General features: G+C 70.2%; 17 protein-coding genes. 2 read left to right on the plus strand and 15 right to left on the minus strand.

The features are described 5' to 3' along the window. Positions 1-155: 155 nt before the first annotated feature. The 3 genes from ABZ857_RS25930 to ABZ857_RS25940 form a co-directional block, all read right to left on the minus strand. Positions 156-1220, minus strand: a complete 1065-nt coding sequence (locus ABZ857_RS25930) for an alkene reductase (RefSeq protein WP_357047066.1) — start codon at positions 1218-1220, stop codon at positions 156-158. Between the two features lie 97 nt (positions 1221-1317). After that, entirely contained in the window at positions 1318-2745 is a 1428-nt protein-coding gene (locus ABZ857_RS25935; RefSeq protein ID WP_357047068.1) for an MFS transporter, read from the minus strand. A gap of 28 nt (positions 2746-2773) precedes the next feature. Beyond that, positions 2774-3064: a hypothetical protein gene (locus tag ABZ857_RS25940; protein ID WP_357047070.1), complete on the minus strand. Its 291-nt coding sequence runs from the start codon at positions 3062-3064 to the stop codon at positions 2774-2776. A gap of 77 nt (positions 3065-3141) precedes the next feature. On the opposite strand from ABZ857_RS25940, the gene ABZ857_RS25945 reads away from it, so the two are divergent. Beyond that, positions 3142-3597, plus strand: coding sequence for a MarR family transcriptional regulator (locus ABZ857_RS25945; RefSeq protein WP_357047072.1), 456 nt, complete (start codon positions 3142-3144; stop codon positions 3595-3597). A 303-nt stretch (positions 3598-3900) separates the two neighbouring features. On the opposite strand, the gene lgt is transcribed toward ABZ857_RS25945, so the two are convergent. Beyond that, positions 3901-4797 carry a prolipoprotein diacylglyceryl transferase gene (gene lgt / locus ABZ857_RS25950; protein ID WP_357047074.1) on the minus strand — a complete coding sequence of 299 codons (897 nt, stop codon included), beginning with the start codon at positions 4795-4797 and terminating at the stop codon, positions 3901-3903. A gap of 190 nt (positions 4798-4987) precedes the next feature. Further along, entirely contained in the window at positions 4988-6742 is a 1755-nt protein-coding gene (locus ABZ857_RS25955) for a glycoside hydrolase family 15 protein (RefSeq protein WP_357047076.1), read from the minus strand. A gap of 518 nt (positions 6743-7260) precedes the next feature. On the opposite strand from ABZ857_RS25955, the gene ABZ857_RS25960 reads away from it, so the two are divergent. Next, positions 7261-8241 carry a LuxR C-terminal-related transcriptional regulator gene (locus tag ABZ857_RS25960; RefSeq protein WP_357047078.1) on the plus strand — a complete coding sequence of 327 codons (981 nt, stop codon included), beginning with the start codon at positions 7261-7263 and terminating at the stop codon, positions 8239-8241. Here the strand turns inward: ABZ857_RS25960 and ABZ857_RS25965 are convergent. The 10 genes from ABZ857_RS25965 to ABZ857_RS26010 form a co-directional block, all read right to left on the minus strand. Beyond that, positions 8171-9046: an AfsR/SARP family transcriptional regulator gene (locus tag ABZ857_RS25965; protein WP_357047080.1), complete on the minus strand. Its 876-nt coding sequence runs from the start codon at positions 9044-9046 to the stop codon at positions 8171-8173. The genes ABZ857_RS25960 and ABZ857_RS25965 overlap by 71 nt on opposite strands. 13 nt (positions 9047-9059) lie before the next feature. Further along, entirely contained in the window at positions 9060-9311 is a 252-nt protein-coding gene (locus tag ABZ857_RS25970) for a hypothetical protein (RefSeq protein WP_357047082.1), read from the minus strand. 30 nt (positions 9312-9341) lie between these two features. Then, on the minus strand, positions 9342-9527 hold the full coding sequence (locus tag ABZ857_RS25975) for a hypothetical protein (protein ID WP_357047084.1): 186 nt from the start codon (positions 9525-9527) through the stop codon (positions 9342-9344). Between the two features lie 215 nt (positions 9528-9742). Continuing rightward, complete coding sequence (locus ABZ857_RS25980) at positions 9743-11911, minus strand: MMPL family transporter (RefSeq protein ID WP_357047086.1); 2169 nt, start codon at positions 11909-11911, stop codon at positions 9743-9745. Positions 11912-11997: 86 nt separating this feature from the next. Then, on the minus strand, positions 11998-13419 hold the full coding sequence (locus tag ABZ857_RS25985; RefSeq protein WP_357047124.1) for a carboxyl transferase domain-containing protein: 1422 nt from the start codon (positions 13417-13419) through the stop codon (positions 11998-12000). After that, complete coding sequence (locus tag ABZ857_RS25990; protein WP_357047088.1) at positions 13340-14173, minus strand: 4'-phosphopantetheinyl transferase superfamily protein; 834 nt, start codon at positions 14171-14173, stop codon at positions 13340-13342. Before ABZ857_RS25990 ends, ABZ857_RS25985 begins: the two co-directional genes overlap by 80 nt. Continuing rightward, positions 14170-16446 (minus strand): KR domain-containing protein, encoded by a 2277-nt coding sequence (locus ABZ857_RS25995; RefSeq protein ID WP_357047090.1) that lies wholly within the window; start codon positions 16444-16446, stop codon positions 14170-14172. The genes ABZ857_RS25990 and ABZ857_RS25995 overlap by 4 nt, the downstream gene beginning before the upstream one ends. Continuing rightward, positions 16443-17822, minus strand: coding sequence for a cytochrome P450 (locus ABZ857_RS26000; RefSeq protein WP_357047092.1), 1380 nt, complete (start codon positions 17820-17822; stop codon positions 16443-16445). The genes ABZ857_RS25995 and ABZ857_RS26000 overlap by 4 nt, the downstream gene beginning before the upstream one ends. Positions 17823-17852: 30 nt before the next feature. After that, entirely contained in the window at positions 17853-18875 is a 1023-nt protein-coding gene (locus ABZ857_RS26005) for a hypothetical protein (protein WP_357047094.1), read from the minus strand. A gap of 45 nt (positions 18876-18920) precedes the next feature. Beyond that, positions 18921-19676, minus strand: coding sequence for an SDR family NAD(P)-dependent oxidoreductase (locus tag ABZ857_RS26010; RefSeq protein WP_357047096.1), 756 nt, complete (start codon positions 19674-19676; stop codon positions 18921-18923).

Consider the following 19676-nt stretch of genomic DNA (forward strand, 5'->3'; position numbering starts at 1 on the left):
TCGTTTCCGGATCGCGCGTCGCGGCCAGGTATGCCGCTGGCAGCCTGACCGTCGTTCGCCGTGATCGGCGCCGACGAGATGCCCATGGGCCAGATCCGGCAGAGCCGCCGATGAGGTCATCGACGGCTCGGGTGTATGCCGATCAGCCGCCGTGGTCAGGCGGGCAGTGCCGGATAGTCGGTGTAGCCGGCCGCGTCGCCGCCGTAGAAGGTGGCCGGGTCCGCGGTGTTGAGAGGGGAGCCGGTCGCCAGACGGCGGGGCAGGTCGGGGTTGGCGAGGAAGAGCCGCCCGAAAGCGATCAGGTCCGCGGTCCCGTCGTCGATCAGCTCGAGATCTTCAGGACCGGTCGGGCGGGCGCCGGTGTGCGGGTTGAGGATGAACGTGCCGGGGAACTGCCGTCGCATGGCGTGCGTCAGCTCCCGGTGGCCGGCCTCCATGATGTGCAGGTACGCCAGGTCCAGGGCGGCTATCCGCTGTACGAGCGCCTGGTAGACGGGGTGCGGGTCGGGTTCGTGGATGTCGCTGTTCGTCGTTCCGGGTGACAGGCGCAGGCCGGTGCGGGCACCGCCGATCGCGGAGGCGACCGCGGAGACAACCTCCACGGCGAACCGGATGCGGCCCGGGACCGACCCGCCCCAGCCGTCGGTGCGCTGGTTGGTGTTGGGGGCGAGGAACTGGTGGATCAGGTAGCCGTTGGCGCCGTGCAGTTCCACCCCGTCGAAGCCCGCGTCGATGGCGTTACGGGCGGCGCTCGCGAAGTCGGCGATGGTCTGCTCGATCTCGCCGGCCTTCAGTTCCCGTGGGGTGACGAAATCCTTCATGCCGTCAGGGGTGAACACCTGTCCCCGCGCGGCGACCGGCGACGGCGCCACCGGGACCAGGCCGTCGGGCAGCAGGACGGGGTGGCCGATCCGGCCGGTGTGCAACAGCTGAGCGAAGATCTTTCCACCCCCGGCGTGCACCGCGTCGGTCACTTTGCGCCAGGCGGCGACCTGCTCAACGGAGTGCAGGCCGGGTGTGAACGGATATCCCTGACCTATCACGGACGGCTGGATGCCCTCCGTGATGATCAGTCCCGCGGAGGCGCGCTGAGCGTAGTACTCCGCCGTCAGCTCTGTCACCAGCCCTCCATACGCGCGACTGCGGGTCATCGGTGCCATGGCTATCCGGTTGGCGAGTCGCGTGCCGCCGACGGTGATCGGGTCGAATGCGCTGGTCATAGCTGTCTCCTCATCATTGGCTGGATTGCCGGCCACGGTGTGGCGTGGGGTCGTACGCGGATCAAGGGGGTTGCGGTGAACACGGCGTCGCGGGCGGTCAGCCGCGCCGACGCCGCGGCAGGAGCACGCTGACCACCGAGATGGCCAGGCCGAGCCCGGCGGCAATGAGGAAGACCAGGTCGTAGCCGGCGGCAAGGGCGGCGGCCGGGGAACTCGCGCCGGCCTCCGAGGCGGCCCTGGCGCCGGCGGCCGTCGCGAGCACCGCCAGGCCGATCGACCCGCCCACCTGACTGGCGGTTTGGGCCAGGCCGCCGATGGTGCCCGCGTCGCCCTCGGGAACGTCCGCGGTCGCCGCGGCCACGAGGGTGGGGAAGGTCAGCCCGATGCCGGCCGCGATGAGCAGCGTGGGCCCGAGCACGGCGGTGACGTAGCCGCTGTCGGTGTGGGCCTGGGCGAGCCAGCCGAAACCGGCCAGGAAGCAGGCGCTGCCGGCCAGCACCAGGGGGCGTACACCGGTTCGCGGCAGCAGGGCGGCGGCCAACCGCGCGATCAGCATGAACACCACCGCCGCGGGTGTCTGTCCGAGCCCGGCTTGAAGGGCACTGTAGCCGAGTACGTTCTGCAGGAAGAGCGACGTGAAATACCACATCGCGATGGAGATTCCGCCGAACAGCAGCAGCATGCCGTTGCCGACGGCCACCCCCCGGATCCTGAACAGCCGCATGGGCACCATCGGCCGGGTGGCGAAACGCGCCTCCACCACCGTGAAGACGACGAGCAGGAGCAGGCCCGCCACTACCGGCCCGAGGACCGGCATGGACGTCCAGCCGTGGTCGGCGCTCTGCATGACCCCGAAGACCAGCGCGGCCAGGCCCGCCGTCCCTGTGACGGCGCCGGTGAGGTCGAGCGATTCCCGCCGGCCGATTCGCGTGCCGGCCAGCGATGTCACGGCCACGGCGACCAGCACCGCGCCGATCGGCACGTTGATGAGGAAGACCCACCGCCATGACAGGCCGGTCGTGATGGCACCGCCGGCGACCGCGCCGACCATCCCGCCCACACCGCCCGAGGCAGACCATGCGCCGAACGCCCTGGCACGCGCGTTCGGCTCGGTGAAGGAGGTGTTGATCACGGCCAGCGTCGCCGGGGCCATCATGGCGGCTCCGACGCCCTGCGCGACGCGGGCCGCCACCAGGACCTCCGCGGTGGTCGCCAGGCCACCGGCCAGGCTCGCGGCGGAGAACAACAACAGCCCGGAGGTGAGCACCCGGCGCGGGCCGAACAGGTCGGCGGCGCGGCCACCCAGCAGCATGAAGCCGGCGAAGGTGAGCAGATAACCGTTCACCACCCAGGCCAGGCCGGTGGGCGTGAAGCCGAGGTCCTCGCGGACCGCGGGCAGGGCGACGTTGACGATGGACGCGTCCAGGATGACCATGAACTGGCAGGCACATGCCAGCGACAGGAGCAACCAGGCGAGGCCGGCCTGCGGCCTGACCCGTGGCGTTGCGGTGCTGGTGCTTGTCATGACTTCTTCTTCCTTGCCGACCCGCCGCTCACGCGGTCTGGGAGGTTGTCGCGGTCGTGGATTCGCGGGCGGTCCGGTCGCCCGCGAATGTGCCGGCCCATGCCAGGCCCTCAATCGAGTCCTGGGCGATCGACCTGGTGGCGTCGGCGCTCCGCCGCCACTTCGGGTTCCGGGGGGTCGCGCTGCCGGGCGGCGGTTCCGCGACCCGTCGCGGGCGCACCCCCGCCCCGGCCGAGGCGGCGCCTTCGGCCACAGCCCGCGCGAGTGCGTGCGCAGTGCCTGTCGCGCTGTAGTGGATGACTGCGATCTTCAGGGTCATGTCCAGGACCTCGATGTCGTGTAGAATCAGTTATGCGAATAACTATTATGCGCATAACTAACTTGTCAAGGAGACCCATGGACTTCGAGCACGCCGACGCCCTCAACCAGGCCATCCGCCTGCTGAGCCTGCGCCATCGGGCCAGGGCCGCCGCGCTGCTGGCCCCGCTCGGCCTGCACCCCGGACAGGAGGCGCTCCTGCTCGAGCTCGCCCGGACCGGCCCGATGATCCAGGCCCAGCTCAGCGAGGCGCTCGGCTGCGAGCCGCCCAGCGTCACGCTGATGACCCGCAAGCTGGAAGCCTCCGGCCACATCCGCCGCACACCCGCCCCCTCAGACAGGCGCGCCAGCATCGTCGAACTCACCGAGAGCGGCACAGCTCTGGCCGCCCAGGTCAAGCAGCTGTGGTGCGCTCTGGCGGAGGAGACCGTGGCCGGCCTGCCCGCCGAAACGGTGGCAGAGCTGCCCGGCATCCTCACGACCTTGACCAGCAACGTGGATACCAGGCGCCCTCGTCAGACACACGGCAGCTGACCCGGCCTGGGCGCGGAACGGCGACGGGCCGGGCGCGTCGATCAGGGCATGGGGATGACCGGCGATCGCGAACCGAGTGACGCGTGCCGAGCGCGAGCGGAGCTACGCGGCTGTCGCGTTCGAAGGCGGCGGGCCGACCGACCCGCGGTGATGTGCCGGCCTGATCGCCGAGCCCGTCGTCGAGCTTCAGGACGGCGCGGTGATCCGGGAGCACCGGGAGGTGTCAGGGAGGTGTCCGGAGACGAGAAGGCCCTCTGGTGGCGCCGGGCGGTGCGGGCGGAGTCTTACGGGATGTCGGTCGCGTCAGGTGCTCTCGATCGGATCGGAGGCCTGTCCGCCGTTCTCCTCGTGCGAGGCCTTGTGCCGTGAGGCCGGCACCACGATCTGTTCGGTGTCCTTGTTACGAGTCACCCAGAGATAGACCAGCGCGCCGACGAACAACACGATCGAGGTCCACTGGTTGATCCGCAGCCCCAGGAGCGTCACCGCGTGGTCCACCCCGCCCACCGGGTCGATCCGCAGCCCCTCGATCCAGAACCGCCCGAACGTGTAGCCGGCGACGTAGAGGGCGAACAGGCGGCCGTGGCGCAGCGTGAACCGCCTGCCGGCCAGGATCAGTGCGAAACCGAGTGCCGCGTCCCACAGCGACTCGTACAGGAACGTCGGGTGGTAGAGCACGCCCGGCTCGCCGCCGTGCGCCTGGTCGATCTCCAGGCCCCACGGCAACGTGGTCGGACTGCCGTACAGCTCCTGGTTGAACCAGTTGCCCCAGCGGGCGATCGCCTGCCCGAACGCGATGCCGGGCGCGACCGTGTCGGCCACGGCGTCCAGAGACAGTCCCCGGCGGCGGCAGGCCAGCCACATGCCCACGCCTCCCAGGGCGATCGCGCCCCAGATGCTGAGCCCGCCTTCCCAGATGAACAGCGCCCGGTAGGGCTCCTTGATCGCGCGCGCGCCGAAGTAGGTCTGCCAGTCGGTGATGACGTGGTAGAGGCGAGCGCCGATCAGGCCGAAGATCACTGCGGGGACCGCGATGTCGCTGATCGTGCCCTTCGCGCCGCCGCGGGCGCGCCAGCGGCGCTCGCCAAGCCAGGTTCCGAAGACGATTGCGAGGATGAAGCACAATGCGTAGGCCCGGATCGGGATGAATCCGAGATGCCAGACCCCTTCGGAAGGGCTGGGAATCGAGGCAAGGGGCATGCCGGTGAGGCTAATCAACGTGAGGCCACTCGGCCGCCTTCGTGACCTGATCGCAAACCCGTCATCGACCTGTATTCACAAAGGTCCTGAGCGTCCTGGCCCGAAAATGGCTGCACCACATCGCTGGATGGCTTCGGAAAAGCCCCGCCCGCGCGATCCCGGAAAGGTCGAGTGAACGTTCTCGGCAGCGCTAGCAGAGCGCCAGGGCCGTATGGATCAGATGGAGGTGGGTGAACGCCTGAGGGAAGTTGCCCAGATGGCGCGCATGGACGGGGTCGTACTCCTCGGAGAGCAGGCCCACGTCGTTGCTGAGGGCCAGCAGCCGCTCGAACAGGTCCATGGCCTCGTCCTTGCGGCCGACGAGGTCGAGCGCTTCGGCCAGCCAGAAGCTGCAGGCGAGAAAGGCGCCTTCGGCTCCGGGCAGGCCGTCGATGTCGTTGCTCTCGGAGATCGGATAGCGCAGCACGAAGCAGTCGGTCATCAGCTCGCGTTCGATCGCGTCGATCGTGCCCATGACCCGGGGGTCCTCAGGGGGCAGGAAGCCGACGATCGGGATGAGCAGCAGCGCCGCGTCGAGTTCGCGAGAGCCGTACGACTGGGTGAACGTGCCGCGCTCGGGGTCGAAGCCCCTGTCGCAGACCTCGGTGTGAATCCGGTGCCGCATGGCCCGCCAGCGCTTGAGGGGACCGGTGTGGCCGAGCTCTTCGATCGCCCGTACCTGCCGGTCGGCCGCCACCCACGCCATGACCTTGGAATGGACGAAGTGCCGCCGCGGACCGCGGACCTCCCACAGGCCCTCGTCGGGCTGGGCCCAGCTGTGCTCCAGGAAGTCCATCAGCCGGCAGACGATGGTCCAGGCGTAGTCGTGAGGCGGCATCCCCAGTTTGCGGGCCCGGTAGAAGCAGTTGAGCACCTCGCCGTAGACGTCGAGCTGAAGCTGGCCGGCCGCGCCGTTGCCGATCCGCACCGGCCGGGAGCCTTCGTATCCGGGAAGCCAGTCGAGCGTGTACTCCGGCAGGCGCCTTTCGCCTGCCACGCCATACATGATCTGGAGGTCCTCCGGGCGGCCCGCGATGGCGCGGAGCAGCCAGTCGAGCCAGGCGCCGGCCTCGGTGACGTATCCGGATTCGGTCAGGGCGTCGAGTGTCATCGCGGCGTCGCGCAGCCAGCAATATCTGTAGTCCCAGTTACGCACCCCGCCGAGATGCTCGGGCAGCGACGTGGTGGGAGCCGCCACGATGCCGCCCGTCGGGCTGTAGGTGAGCGCCTTGAGTGTGATGAGGGAGCGGACCACGGCGGCGCGGTGGCGGCTCGGGAGCCAGCAGCGGGAGACCCACTCCTCCCAGAACAGGCTGGTCTCGGTGAGTTGCTTGCCGGGATCGATGCCGCGGGGTTCCGGCTGGTGCGAGGGGTGCCACGTGAACACGAACGACCGGCGTTGCCCTGCGGCGATCGTGAAGGTGCCGGTGTGCCGGTCGCCGCTGCCCTCCAGGTGGAGGGGAGCGTCGATCCAGACCGAGTCGGGCCCGCCGATGGCGTGGAGGCGGCCGTCGAAGCGGCGGGCCCAAGGGACGATCCTGCCGTAGTCGAACCGGATGCTGATCTCTGCGGTCATGTCCACCGTCCCGGACACGCCCTCCACGATCCGGACCAGGGCGGGGTTGGCGTGCCGGGGAGGCATGAAGTCGATGACCTTGACGGTTCCTGTGGAGGTCTCCCATACGGTCTCGAGGATCAGCGTGTTGTCGACGTACGCGCGGCGCGTGGCCATCTCGTGCCCGGCGGGGGCCAGCCGCCAGAACCCGTTGGACTCGTCACCGAGGAGCTTGGCGAAGCATGCGGGGGAGTCGAACCGGGGAAGGCAGAGCCAGTCGATCGATCCGTCGCGGCCGACGAGGGCGGCTGACTGCGTGTCCCCGATGAGGGCGTAGTCCTCGATCCGCATGTGGACCACGCTACTCGCCGGGTGGCGCGTCATCGCTCGGGCGTGTCTTCGTGTGAGGGCTATGCCACCGGCCGTGATCGCCGTGGTCGTGTCGCACATGATGAACTGCTGCTCCGGCAGGTCGAGAGGGTGGCCGGAGCCCTCCACCAACCCGTGACTGTACGGCCGGGGCGAGCAGGCCGTCCTTCACCGAGGCGGCGATTTTTTCCAATAGAAAACGCTCGCGGAGGAGCGAGGTCCCCCGACCGGGGTTCAGGGGAGAACGCGTCCAGAATGTCCCCGGCCTGGCGCGAAACCCGAGCCGGACTCATTTAAGTTCGCCGCCGGATAACCACCTCCTCGATCTCGGGGCACACCCGCACTCTATTGGATGATCACGCTAATAGCGTCCCGTGTCGCCGGACCCCTGTGCTGCGCGAACATGAACGCCGGCCGCATCGCTTGACGAGAATCGCGCACTTAGCGAAGATTCGTCGAACATGGGGTGAATTTTGTGTCCGCATCGGGATGCCTGGGGGTTGGCATTGCTTGAGGGGTTGGGGCTCGATCCCCTCGCCGAAACCGTATACCGAACCATGCTCGATAATCCTCGCTGGCGCATAAACGACATTGTCCGGCACTTGCAATGTTCGGAAGAGGACGTCCTCTCCGCCCTCGACCGGTTGGCCGATCTGGCCCTGTTGCGGCGCTCTCTGGAGGATCCGGGGGACCTGCGGCCGGTGAATCCGGCAGTGGGACTGCAGGCACTTTTGCGCCGGCGGCAGATGGAAGAGGCCGAACGGCAACTGGAGATGGCGCAGAGCCAGGCCGCGGTGGCTCAGATGCTCACCCAGTACGCCGACCAGGAGAGGTCCGATGGCGACGCGGTGCGACTGGTGGGCATCGACGTCATCATCGGGCGGCTGGAGCAGTTGTCGGAGGAGGTGGGGCATGAGGTGCTCACCTTCATGCCCGGTGGCTCCCAGTCAGCGGACGCTCTGGAGACGGCCCGTCGAAACGACGAGCGGGCACTCGGCCGCGGGGTGAAGTTCCGCAACATCTGTCTCGACAGCGTCCGCAACGACTCGGCGACCCTTTCTTACCTGAACTGGCTGGTGGAGGCCGGCGCTCACGTGCGCACCATGCCGGTCCTGCCGCCTCGGATGATCATTTTCGACCGTACCGTGGCCATCGTTCCTATGGATCCTGACAACAGCAGACGCGGTGCGCTCCAGTTGAGCGGCGCTGGCATCATCGCCGCCCTGCTGGCCCTCTTCGAACAGGTGTGGGAGATCGCCGCGCCGTTGGGTAGTCCGGCGCTCAGTCCGCAGGGCTTCACCCGGCAGCAGCACGAGCTGCTGCGCATGTTGGCCGAGGGGTTGACCGACGAGGTCGCGGCCAAACGGCTGGGGGTCTCCGAACGGACGGTGCGCCGGATGATGGCCGAGATCATGGAGCGGATCGGCGCCCGTAGCCGTTTCGAGGCCGGGTTGCGAGTCGCGGAGCGCGGCTGGCTCTGATGCATCCTGAGGCGGCCCGGCCCCGGCGGCATTCTCCCGTCCTGCCGTCGGAATCGGTATCGCTCGGGGAAAGCCGGAGGTTGCCCGTGAGTATCGCCTGGTAGGTCGCCGAGAGCACCGGTCCGGGATCGACGCCGTACCCGTCGGCCAGGACGTGCCGCCCCTCCTGGTACGTGGCGATCGCGTCGGCCTGCCGGTCGCACCGGTAGAGCGCGGTCATGAGCTGTGCCCGCAGCAGCTCGCGCAGCGGCTGCTCCGCGACCAGCCAGGTGAGTTCGGCCACGAGGTCGTGGTGGCGGCCGAGCATCAGGTCGGCCGCCACGCGGCCCTCCAGGGCGCGGAGCCGTGCCTCCTCCAGCCGGGGCCGCTCGGTGGCGGCCATGTGGTCGGTGACGTCCACCAGCACCGGGCCGCGCCACAGGGCCAGTGCTCGGCTCAGCAGATCCGTGGCCGTCTGCCAGCGTGCTTGCTTCACCGCGTCCAGGCCGGCACTGCTGAGCTTGGAGAACTCCAGGTGGTCGCACCACGCGTCACCGAGCTTCATGGAGTAGCCGTGGGGGTAGCGGGTGATCTGAAGGCTCGGCTCGAAGAGCTTGCGCAGCCGGGAGGCGTAGGTGTAGATCTGCGCGCTCGCGGTCGCGGGCGCCGCCTCAGCCCATAACAGGTCGGTCAGCCGCTCGTCGGACACCACTCGACCGTGCGCCAGCAGAAACTCCACCAGTACGGTGCGAGGCTTGGCGCCGTTGAGCAGGCGTTGTTCCCCGTTCACCCGCGTTTCGACAGGGCCGAGGATTCGGAATTCCATTTTTTGGGCCATCTCAGCCCCGTCCCCTTTCCAGTGCCGCCAGTAGGTTTTCCGCTCTCCGGATGAGCTCCTGGGCTATTCCGGGGTCGCCCGAAGCGGATTCGTCCGCCTGGAAAACCACGACTTCGATTCGGTTTCCCACGTGACGGGAACGGATGTGCTCGATTCCGTCCGCCGGCGTGGCCACCAATGACAGAATGGTCAGGACCACATCGGCGTCGGCCTGCCGCCAATCGCGTCCATCACCGGCGAGCAGCGTCGCCATCTCTATACGCATGGTGATGTTCGCGGGTGGTCAGTCCCATATGATGCCGTTGGCCGCCGCGGGTCCACCGCTGTTCTGGAAGAGGACGCCCTCCTGGCTCACGGAAATCCCGGCTCCGACCATCACCACAAAGCCGCCGACGGTGATCAGGCCAATGGCGCCCCTGGCGATCGCGGCGAGAATTCCCGTGCCGCGGGTCCTTGAGATAATCGACATCTTTCTCCCCTTTCCGCTTTTCCTTGTTCGGGAGCGAACGGCTCCGTTGAAATAAATATGGCCCGCGGAGCTCGCTGGGAGAAGGATTCAGGCCTGGACGACAGCGGCCTTGTCCGCTACAGGACAGGGGGAGTCCTGCGGCGGACAAGGCCGTGGGGGGTTGCGATATCGCTGGTCACGCCCCGGCTCTCGCCGGGAGGAGCACGTCTACCGTCTCACCGCGTGACCAGGGCGCTCTCCGGGACGACGGCTTCGTCGTTCTCCCGTATGCCGTACCTGCCGTAGAGACGGCGCAGCGGGCCGGGGGCCCACCAGTTGGCCCGTCCTGTGAGTTTCATCGTGGCCGGCACCAGCAACGCCCGCACGATCGTGGAGTCCACCAGAACGGCGATGAGCATGCCGATTCCGGTCAGCTTGATGAAGGTGATGCCTGAGGTGGAGAAGGCCGCCACGACGATGATGAACAGCAGCGCCGCACTGGTGATCAGGCCGCCTGTGCGCTGCAGCCCCGCCGCCACCGCCGCGGTGTTGTCGCCGTGCGCGTCATAGTGTTCCCGCATCCGGGAGAGCAGGAAGACCTCGTAGTCCATGGAGAGGCCGAACACGATCGCCAGCACGAGGATGGGCATCGACGGCTCGAGGAAACCTGTCGGGGTGAAGCCAAGCAGCCCGGACAGATGACCGTCCTGGAAGATCCAGACCAGCGCGCCGAACGTCGCCGACAGCGAGAAGATGTTCATGATCACGGCCTTGATCGGCAGCAGGATCGAGCCGAAGGCCAAGAACAGCAGCAGGAAGGTGGTCACCCCGACCAGCAACGCCATCCAGGGCAGAAGGTCCCCGAGGTTGGCGAGCTGGTCGACCAGCGCCGCGGTGGCCCCCCCGACGAGGACGGAGGCTCCGGCCGGGGCCGGGACCGCGCGAACCTTCCGGACCAGGTCTCTGGCCTCCGCCGACATCCGGTTGGCGCTGTAGGTGAGCTCGATCCTCGCTGTGTGACCGGCCTCCCCGGTGACCTGGGCGCCGGTGATCCCGGGCACCGCCTCGACCCGGTCGGCGTACGCGCTCAGAGCCGCCCGCGCGGCCGGAGTGGAGACCGGATCGGACAGCGTGACGATCACCCGGATGGGGTTGGTGAAGTTGGCGGGGAACTCGTCGGTCATCGTCTCCGACACCACCCGGGTCTCGGTGCCTGCCGGCAGCGCGCGGGCGTCGATGCCGCCCCAGCTCACGCGCAGGAACGGCAGGCCAAGAGTGACCAGAATCGCCAACGTGCCGACGAGGACCACCACGGGGCGCCGCATCACCGCGTGCCCCAGCCGCGTCCAGAAGAGCGACTGCCTGCCGTGGCGTCGAGCCAGCCAGCGGGGGGCGAGCGCGTTGACCCGAGGGCCGAGCACGGCCAGCAGCGCGGGCATGATGGTGAGCGCGGCGACCATGTCCACCAGCACGGTCGCCAGCCCGCCCATACCCATCGATCGCAGGAACGACTGCGGGAAGATCAGCAGGCTGGCCAGCGAAGCGGCGACAGTGACGCCGGAGACGGCGACCGTCCGGCCGGCCGTGGCCATGGTGCGGACCACCGCCTCCTCGCCTGCGCCGCCGCGGTTCAGCTCCTCCCGGAAGCGCACGACCATGAACAGTCCATAGTCGATGGCCAGGCCCACGCCGAGCAGGGTGGTGATGTTGATGGCGTAGGTGGACACGTTGGTGAAGAGGCCGAACAGGTGCAGCGCGGAGAACGAGCCGAACACCGCCACCACGCCGATCAGCAACGGCAGGCCGGCCGCCACCACGCTGCCGAAAATGAGGATCATGAGGAGCAGGAGCAGCGGGGTGGCGATGCCCTCCGCCAGCACGATGTCCTTCTTGACACCGTCGGAGATCATTTTCTGGGTGGCCGTGGAACCGCCGACGAACGACTCGAGCCCCGGCACGGCGACGGCGGGACGGATGGCCGCCAGGTGGTCACGGCGCGCGTGCTCGTCCTCGCCGCGTAGCCTCAGCACCGCGAAGGTGCTCCTGCGGTCGGCGCTGACGAACTGCGGCGACCTGGTGGACCAGTAGGTGGCGAACGACTCGACATGGCCGGCCGGAAGGGCCTGCAGAGCCCGGGTGACGTCGGCGCCGTAGGCGGGATCGTCCACAGTGCTCGTCCGGCTGCGGTAGAGCACCACGACGTCGGCCTCGTCCCGGCCCAGCGCCGCGGTCTCCAACTGGGCGGCGCGCTGGCTCTCGCTTCCGGACACCTCGAACTCTCCGGAGGAGGTGAGCGTGCCGAAAACGCCCAACCCCCACACCGCCGCGGCGACCACCACGATCGCGGACAGCACCAGAACCAGCCGACGTCGCCGATAGACGGTGCGGCCCCATCTCTCGAACATCAATTCCTCCGAATCGTGGACGCGCCTGCCGCCTCATCACAGCAGCGCCGTCTATACGCGACCTCTACTCGCTGTCTGATCTCTTGTTAGAGGGGGATGTTGCCGTGCCGCCCACGGCGCCCCGGTTCGGCGGCGAGCGCCTCCGACAGCTCCAGAGCCAGGCGGAACCGGGTGCCCGCGGGCTCGATGACCTCGTCCACCGCACCCAGGGCCAGCGCCCTGCCGAGTCCGCCCGCGGCGTGCTCGTGCTCGGCGACGAGTCTCGCCTTGAGCTCCGCGCGCTCCTCCTCCGGAGTGGCGGCCAGCACCTTGCGGGACAGGATGTCCACCGCGGCCTCGGCTCCCATCACGGCCACCTCGGCGTCCGGCCAGGCGAACACGGCGGTGGCGCCGAGCGAACGGGAGTTCATCGCGATGTACGCCCCGCCGTACGCCTTGCGGACGACGAGCGTGATCCTGGGCACGGTGGCTTCGGCGAAGGCGTGCAGCAGCTTGGCGCCGCGGCGCACGACCCCGCCGTGCTCCTGACTCGTGCCCGGCAGATAGCCGGGCACGTCCACCAACACGATCAGCGGAACGCCCAGGGAATCGCACATCCGCACGAAGCGGGCCGCCTTCTCCGCGGAGGCCGCGTCGAGGCAGCCGCCCGTGTACAGCGGGTTGTTGGCCAGCACCCCTACAGTGCGGCCGGCCAGCCGCCCGACGGCGGTGACCACGTTGCGTGCCCACTTCGCCTGGAGTTGCACCGGCGGTCCGTCGAGCAGTTCGGTCACCAGCGGGCGGATGTCGTAGGCGCGCCGCGGGTTGCCGGGCAGGAGCCGGCTGAGATCGCGGTCGTCGGCCGCGGACATGGCGTCGAGCGAGCCCTGGTCGCCCAGCAGGTTCAGCAGGCGGCGGGCCTGGGCCAGCGCGTCGTCGTCGTCGGCCGCGACCACGTGGGTGACCCCGCTGCGCGTGCCGTGGACGCCGGGCCCGCCCAGCGTCTCCATGTCGACGTCCTCGCCGGTGACCGAGCGTACGACGTCGGGGCCGGTGACGAACACGCGGGCGGCGGGAGCCATGATGACCAGGTCGGTCAGGGCCGGGCCGTACGCGGCTCCGCCGGCGGCGGGCCCGAGGACCACGGAGATCTGCGGCACCTTTCCCGAAGCCCGCACCATGGCGGCGAACACCTGCCCGACGGCGTCCAGCGCCTCCACGCCTTCGCCCAGCCGGGCCCCACCGGAGTGCCAGAGCCCGGCGACCGGGACGCCTTCGGCCACGGCCAGGTCGATCGCCTGGACGATGGCGCGGCAACCGGCGGTGCCCAGCGCCCCGCCCATCCGGGTGGCGTCGGTGGCGAAGGCGATCACCGGAGTGCCCTGGGCCGTTCCCCTGGCCGAGACCACTCCGCCGTCGTCGTCGTGGATCAGGGACAGGCTGTCGGGATCAAGCAGCGCGGCCAGCCGCCCCCGGGGGTCGCGCCGATCCACCGCCAGGTCGCTCACCAGCCCGGCCGGTACGGTCATCGTCATGATCAAACTCCCTCTCGGTTGATGTGCCGGGCTCTGTGGCGAGTACGGGGCCGGCGTCGCGTTCCCAGACGGTGATCGGGCCGCTCGCCGCGGTCGCGATCGCCAGGGAGGCCAGGTAGCCGGCGGCGGGGTGCAGGTCGCGCAGTGTCATGCGGGAGCGCAGCTCGGGGCGGGTCGGCCAGCCGAGCAGCCGGGCGGGCGTTCCTGGCGCGGAGACCGTCAGGTCGGCGAGCGGGACCTTCAGGCCGTCGCCCGTGGCCTTGACCGCGGCCTCCTTGCGCACCCAGCGGCGGAGCAGGGCGGTCTCCGTGAGGGGCCCGCCGCGTTCGTCCGGCGACAGCAGCGCCTGCCCGAGCGCCCTGAGGTCGCGGACCCGGCCCAGCCGCTCCACGTCCACCCCGACCATGGAGTCCCTGGCGAGCGCCAGCACCACCACCTCGTCGGTGTGTGACACCGAAAAGCCGACCTCGTACGGGCCGGACAGGCGAGGCTTTCCGTGGTCGCCGCCGCAGCCGGGGCACCGGCGCTCCAGCCGCAGCGCGCGTGGATCCACGCCGAGCCTGCCGGCCAGCACGAGCCTGGTCAGCGCGACCCCCACCGTGAAGCGGTCCCGGTCGGCCGCGTGCCGCAGTCGCCCGCGGCGCTCGCGTTCCGCGTGAGACAGGAGGCCGGGATGCCACCACCGGGCCATCGCGGTTGTGGCCCACCAGATCTGGCAGTTCACCGTGTCCGGCGTCGAGGTCCTCACGGCTGGTCGTCCCACCGGCAGCGACCGATCGAGACGAGGGGCCGCCTCTCGGCGTCGACGACCTGCCCGTCACCGTCCGCGCCGAGCAGCAGCCGGGCGGGCATCCCCCGCGGATCGTGCAGGTCCAGCGAGGCCAGGCGCCATACCGCCGAGCGGCCGGGGGCCGTGGCGATGGCCGCCTCCAGATGGGCGATCGGCAGGGTGATCCGGGGCGGGCTGGTCATGGTGAACAGGTCGGAGGCCCGGGTGCGCGTCACCTCGGCCGACCAGCATCCCGTCTGGTCGTCCATGGTCCAGGAGTCCACGTCGGTCAGGAAGGGCCGCCAGAGGTACTCCCTGGCGCGCCGTTCGGGTGGCCCGCCCCGTCCGATGACGGACGGCGGCGGCTCCGGCTGGAACACCGCGGTGCCGCGCGCGAACGGCCGGCCGTCGCGCGACAGCTCCACGCGCACCCGCCAGTCCGGCGAGTGCGGGTCGGGCCGGACCAGCCGGTGGAACACGGCCGAACCGCCGCCGGCCGCCAGCGCACCGGCGTCGACCCACACGTCCCGCATCCCCGCGACCGGCAGCAACGGGCCGAGCGGCGGCGCCAGCCAGGAGGCACCGGCGAGCATGTACTCCAGCAGCAGCGAGATGGGCACGCCTCGCACGCCTGCCACGCGTACGTCGTCCAGGAAGGCGGCCCACTCCCCGTCGATCCTGTGCTCGGTCTCCAGCAGCGTCCCGGGCCCGTACCGTACGACCTGGCCGAGCAGGAATCTGCGGGTGAGCAACTCGGTGCGGCCCTCCCAGTCGGACGGCAGCGTGATGCCGCACAGCTGCCGCGGGGTGATCTCCCCGATGTCGGCCACGAAGCCGATCTCGCCGGATCCGGCGTGGGCCAGCTCGGCCCGCCAGGCCGCCACGCCGGTGGGGACGGAGATCGGCGTCATGTACCGGCTCGCCGCGCCCAGGTTGGTGATCAGCCCCAGGTCGTGCCAGGTCGGCCAGGACAGCGACTTCACCGGATGGCCGGCGGCGTGCCCGGTCCACATGGCCAGCCGCGCGAGACCCTCGTTGGCCGCCGCGTAGTCGATCTGGCCGATCATGCCGCCGTATCGCCCGGTCAAGGAGCCCACCGCGCACAGCATCTTCAGGGGGCGTCCTTCCAGCGCCTCGGTGAGCCGCAGAAAGCCATCCACTTTGACCTCGATGACCCGCAGGAACTCCTCGGCGGTCTTGCGCGGCAGCCGGGTGGGCGCGTCGACGCCCGCGTTGTGCACGACCATCGACAGCCCCGGCCCGGCCGCGGCGAGGAGCGCGGACAGGTCCTCGGCCCGGGTGACGTCGGCGGCGTGATAGTCGATCCGCAGGCCGGCCTCCCTCGCCCGCCGGAGATTTCCGTAGATCTCGCGGACCTGGCGCATCCCCTCGATCCGGCGGCGCACGACCGGCAGCGGCTCGCCGGGCTCGCGGTCACGGTAGGCACGCAGGGCCAGTTCGGCGAACTCGTCCTCGTCGGCCGTCAGCCACGGCGTGTCCTCGTCGGGCAGCCTCGTCCGTCCGCTCACGATCACCCGGCAGCCGGTGCCGCGGGCCATCTCCACAGCGATCTCGAATCCGATGCCCCGGCCGCCGCCGGTCAGCAGCAGCACGTCAGCCGGGGTCATCTCGATCGGCGCGCCGTCCACCGCCGACTGCCTGGGCAGGATGGTGAGCCGCTCCTCGTAGCGCAGTCCCACCTCCAGCAGGTCACCTGCGAACATCTCCTGGACGATCGCCTCGCCCGGGTCCGCCACCGGGCCGAGGTCGATCACGCGGGCCTGGCAGGCGGCCAGCTCCCTGGGCAGGGTCTTGGCGATCCCGGCCCATATTCCGCTGAGCGGCCGGGAGCCCTGCTCCGGCCTCAGGCCCATGGGGCCGCCCATCGCGGTGACCGCCACGTAGTGCAACCTGCGGGCGTCGGTCTCGGTGACCCAGTCCTGGTAGACGTGCTGGAGAGCGGCCACGGTCCGTCGCATCGGTTCCCGCCACGCCCCGGGACGGGTCTCCTCCGGGTCGCCGTGCAGGGTCAGGTCGATGATCACGTCAATCCGGGTGGCGTCCAGACCGGTCACCGGGGTCCCGCCGTACCGGCAGACGGCGCGGCACACCGAGCGCCGCACCGGGTCCGAACCGTTGATCACCAGGACTCTGCGGCCGTCCAGCACGTCCTCGGGCGGCGTCGGAGCCGGGGGGAGCGGGCACAGGGTCAGCGTCTGACGCAGGATCGCGCCGGTGGCGGCGGCGCTCATGACCGGCCTCCCGCCGCGGCCAGCTCGCGGGTGCGGGGGCGCAGGCGGACCCGCAGCTCGCCCTCCGGGCGCAGCGAGATGATCGAGTGTCCGTACGGCACCTGGGCGCCGGACACGGGCTCCAGCCTGAACCGCTGGGCGATCATCGAGATGATGAGCTTCAGCTCGAGCAGCGCCATGAGGTTGCCCACGCACATCCTGGGACCGCCGCCGAACGGGTAGTACGACAGCCGGGGCAGCCGCTTGACCGCGTCTCCGGCGAAGCGGTGCGGGTCGAACACCTGCGGATTGGGGAACAGCTCGGGGTTGCGCTGGGAGACCAGCGGCGAGAGCACCACCGATGACCCGGCCGGGATGTGGTAGCCGTTCAGTTCGTCGTCACCGATGGCATCCCTTGGATAGATCCAGATCGGCGGGTACATCCGCAGTGCCTCCTGGACGACCATCCCGGCGAAGGTCAGCTGATCGGCGTCGGCGTGCACCGGGTCCCGCCCGGCCAGCACCCGCTGCGCCTCGCCGGTCAGCTCCTCGTCGATCCACGAGTGGGTGGCGATGGCGTGCAAGGTCCACGCGGCGGCTGTGGCGGTGGTCTCGTGCCCGGCCATGTAGACGGTGATCAGCTCGTCGCGGATCTCCTGGTCCGTCCAGCGCCGCCCGGTCTCCGGATCGACCGCGGCCTCCATCAGCTCGACGAGCGGGCCCTGCCCGGTCCTGCTGTGGTTGTCGCGGATGGTGGCGACGAACTCGTTCAGGAAGCCCTGGATCTCGCGAATCTGCCGGTTGCGGGCGTTGGGCACCCAGCGCGGCAGCTTCTCGGAGATCATGCCGTGCATGAACATCAGCTCCAGGCCGGCGTCCACGACTCGCTTGACCGCGGGCACGGCGTCGTCCACGTCGTATCCGAACAGCGAGCGGCTGAGCGTCACCATGGTCAGCCTGAGCATCTCGGCGACCAGATCGACCGGCTCGCCGTCCGCGGCGCTGCGCTCCCAGCGGTCCAGCATCTCGTTGGTGGCCTCGACCACGTTGGGCACGATCGCGCCGATCGCCTTGCTGAGGAACAGCGGCTGGACGCCGCGCCGGTGCCCGCGCCAGTACGCGCCGTCCGAGGTCAGCAGACCGCGGCCCATGACCAGCTTGAACTGCTCGTATAGCCTGCCGCGCGTGTAGTTCCTGTGGTTCTCGACCACCACCCGGTAGACGGCGGCCGGGTCGGTGACCAGGTGCGTGAGGTACGGCCCCAGCTGCAACCGGGCGACTCCCCCGTGGTCCCGGGCGGCGGCCAGCAGGAAACCCGCGGGATCCTTGCGCCACATCACGACGTTACGCACCAGCGATCGTCCCCCGCGGGGCCCTGGCGCCTCGATCCTCGTCATGGAATTGTCCTCCTCGGCGTGAAACGTGGCCTAGATCGGGACTGCGCCCACCCGGGTGGGGGGCGTCAGCGGGCGGCCGTCCTCGACCACGGACCGGTCGACGTGCTCGCCGGTGAACGTGTCGAAGTAGCCGGTGGGGAAGCCGGTCACGTCCTTGATCTGCAGCAGCACCCGGCCGTCGGGCAGCATGGCCACGCCCCGGGTGACCGGCTCGGCGCCGGTGAACGGCCCGCGCGGCGTGCTGATCAGCTCGACGGGGACGTGCAGCGCCGACAGTTCGGCGTCGTTGGCCGGGCCGTAGAGGTCGATCCTGCGGATCGCGGTCGGGGCGGCGACCGGGATGTACCGGTCCCGCACCAGGTCCATGGCGGCCAGGCGGAGCAGGCCGTCCAGCAGCAACCCGGGGGTCAGGAACCGGTCGAACACCGAGCCGGGCGTGGTGTCCGGCGGGACCGGCTTGGAGTACCAGGCGCGGACGCCGAGCGGGTGCAGCCGGATGCCGGTGGTCGACACGAAAGGCCCGCTGAGCCGTACCGCACCGCCGGCCACGTGGTACGGATCGACGACCGGGACCGCCTCGGCGGCGGGCCACGGTGCCCAGCGCGGGGGCCTGGGGTGTTCGGCGGCGAGCACGACCGTCACCGCGAAGTGGCGGCGATCCCTGACCAGCACGGTTCCCGAGGGGGAGACCACGTCGCCGAGCACCTGAACGTCGACGACGGCGCTCTCGGCGTCGTCGTCCCTGCCGCGCAGCCGCGCCACCAGCCGCAGGGGGCTGAGCCCGGTGCCGCCGCCCAGCTTGAGGAAGCTCTCGAAGGAAAGGTCGCGCAGGCTGGTCACCACCAGGTCGGGCACCAGTTCTTGGGCGGCCTCCGCGGCGAGTTCGGCCGCGAAGCAGCCGGGCATGGTCGGCACACCGCGGACCAGATGGTGGCGCAGGTAGTCCTCGCGGGTGTCGAGCATGCGCTCCGCGATGAGCGTGCGCTTGTCCGGTCTGGTCACCCGATCCAGGTAGAACCGCCCCAAGGGCAGGGCCGGTTTCACGATGGTCATGTGTCAAGTCCTCTCGTCCACGTGCGGCGCCGGTGAGTCCCGAAGTCAGGCCCGGATGGTGGGGGCGGCCTTCCGGTACAGCCCCGGCACCAGACGGCGACCGGCGGCCAGCAGCCACCACGGCCAGGGCGTGTACCGCTCGCCGGTCCGGCCGGTGGCCGCCGCGACGATGGCGCGGGCGGTCACCTCGGGGGTGGAGAGCATCCACCGGGTGCGCCGGCTCGCCCGGTCAGCGCGGTACTGGAAGCCCTCGGTGGTCACGAATCCCGGCAGCACCAGGGCGACGTGGACCCCGTGGCCGCGCTCCTCGGCGTGCAGCGCCTCCGTCCACCCGCTCAGGGCGAACTTGGCCGCCGAGTACGCGCCCGAGTGCGCGAGGCCGATACGGCCGGCCACGCTGGCGACGTTGACGACGGCGCTCGGCGCCGACCGCCGGAGCAGGGGAAGCAAGGCGCCGGTCATCCGCACGTGCGCGGCGAAGTTGATCTCCATGGACCGGTGGACGTGCTCCCACCCCGTGTCGGCGAAGGCGCCGCCGAAGTGCGCTCCGGCGTTGTTGACCAGGAGGTCCAGCCGGCCGTGTTCGGCGCCGGCCCGTTCGGCGATCCGTTCGGCCGCCGCCGGGTCGGTGAGGTCCTCGGCGATGACAAGAGCGCTGTCCATGCCCGCGGCCAGCTCCTTCAGCCGGTCGGCACGCCTGGCCACCAGGATGAGGTGGTGAGAGGGAGCCAGCCGACGGGCGGTGGCCGCGCCGATGCCGCTGGAGGCCCCGGTGACCAGGGCCACCTTCCTGACCGCCAC

The sequence above is a fragment of the Microbispora sp. NPDC046933 genome (assembly GCF_040644635.1).
Lineage (GTDB): Bacteria > Actinomycetota > Actinomycetes > Streptosporangiales > Streptosporangiaceae > Microbispora.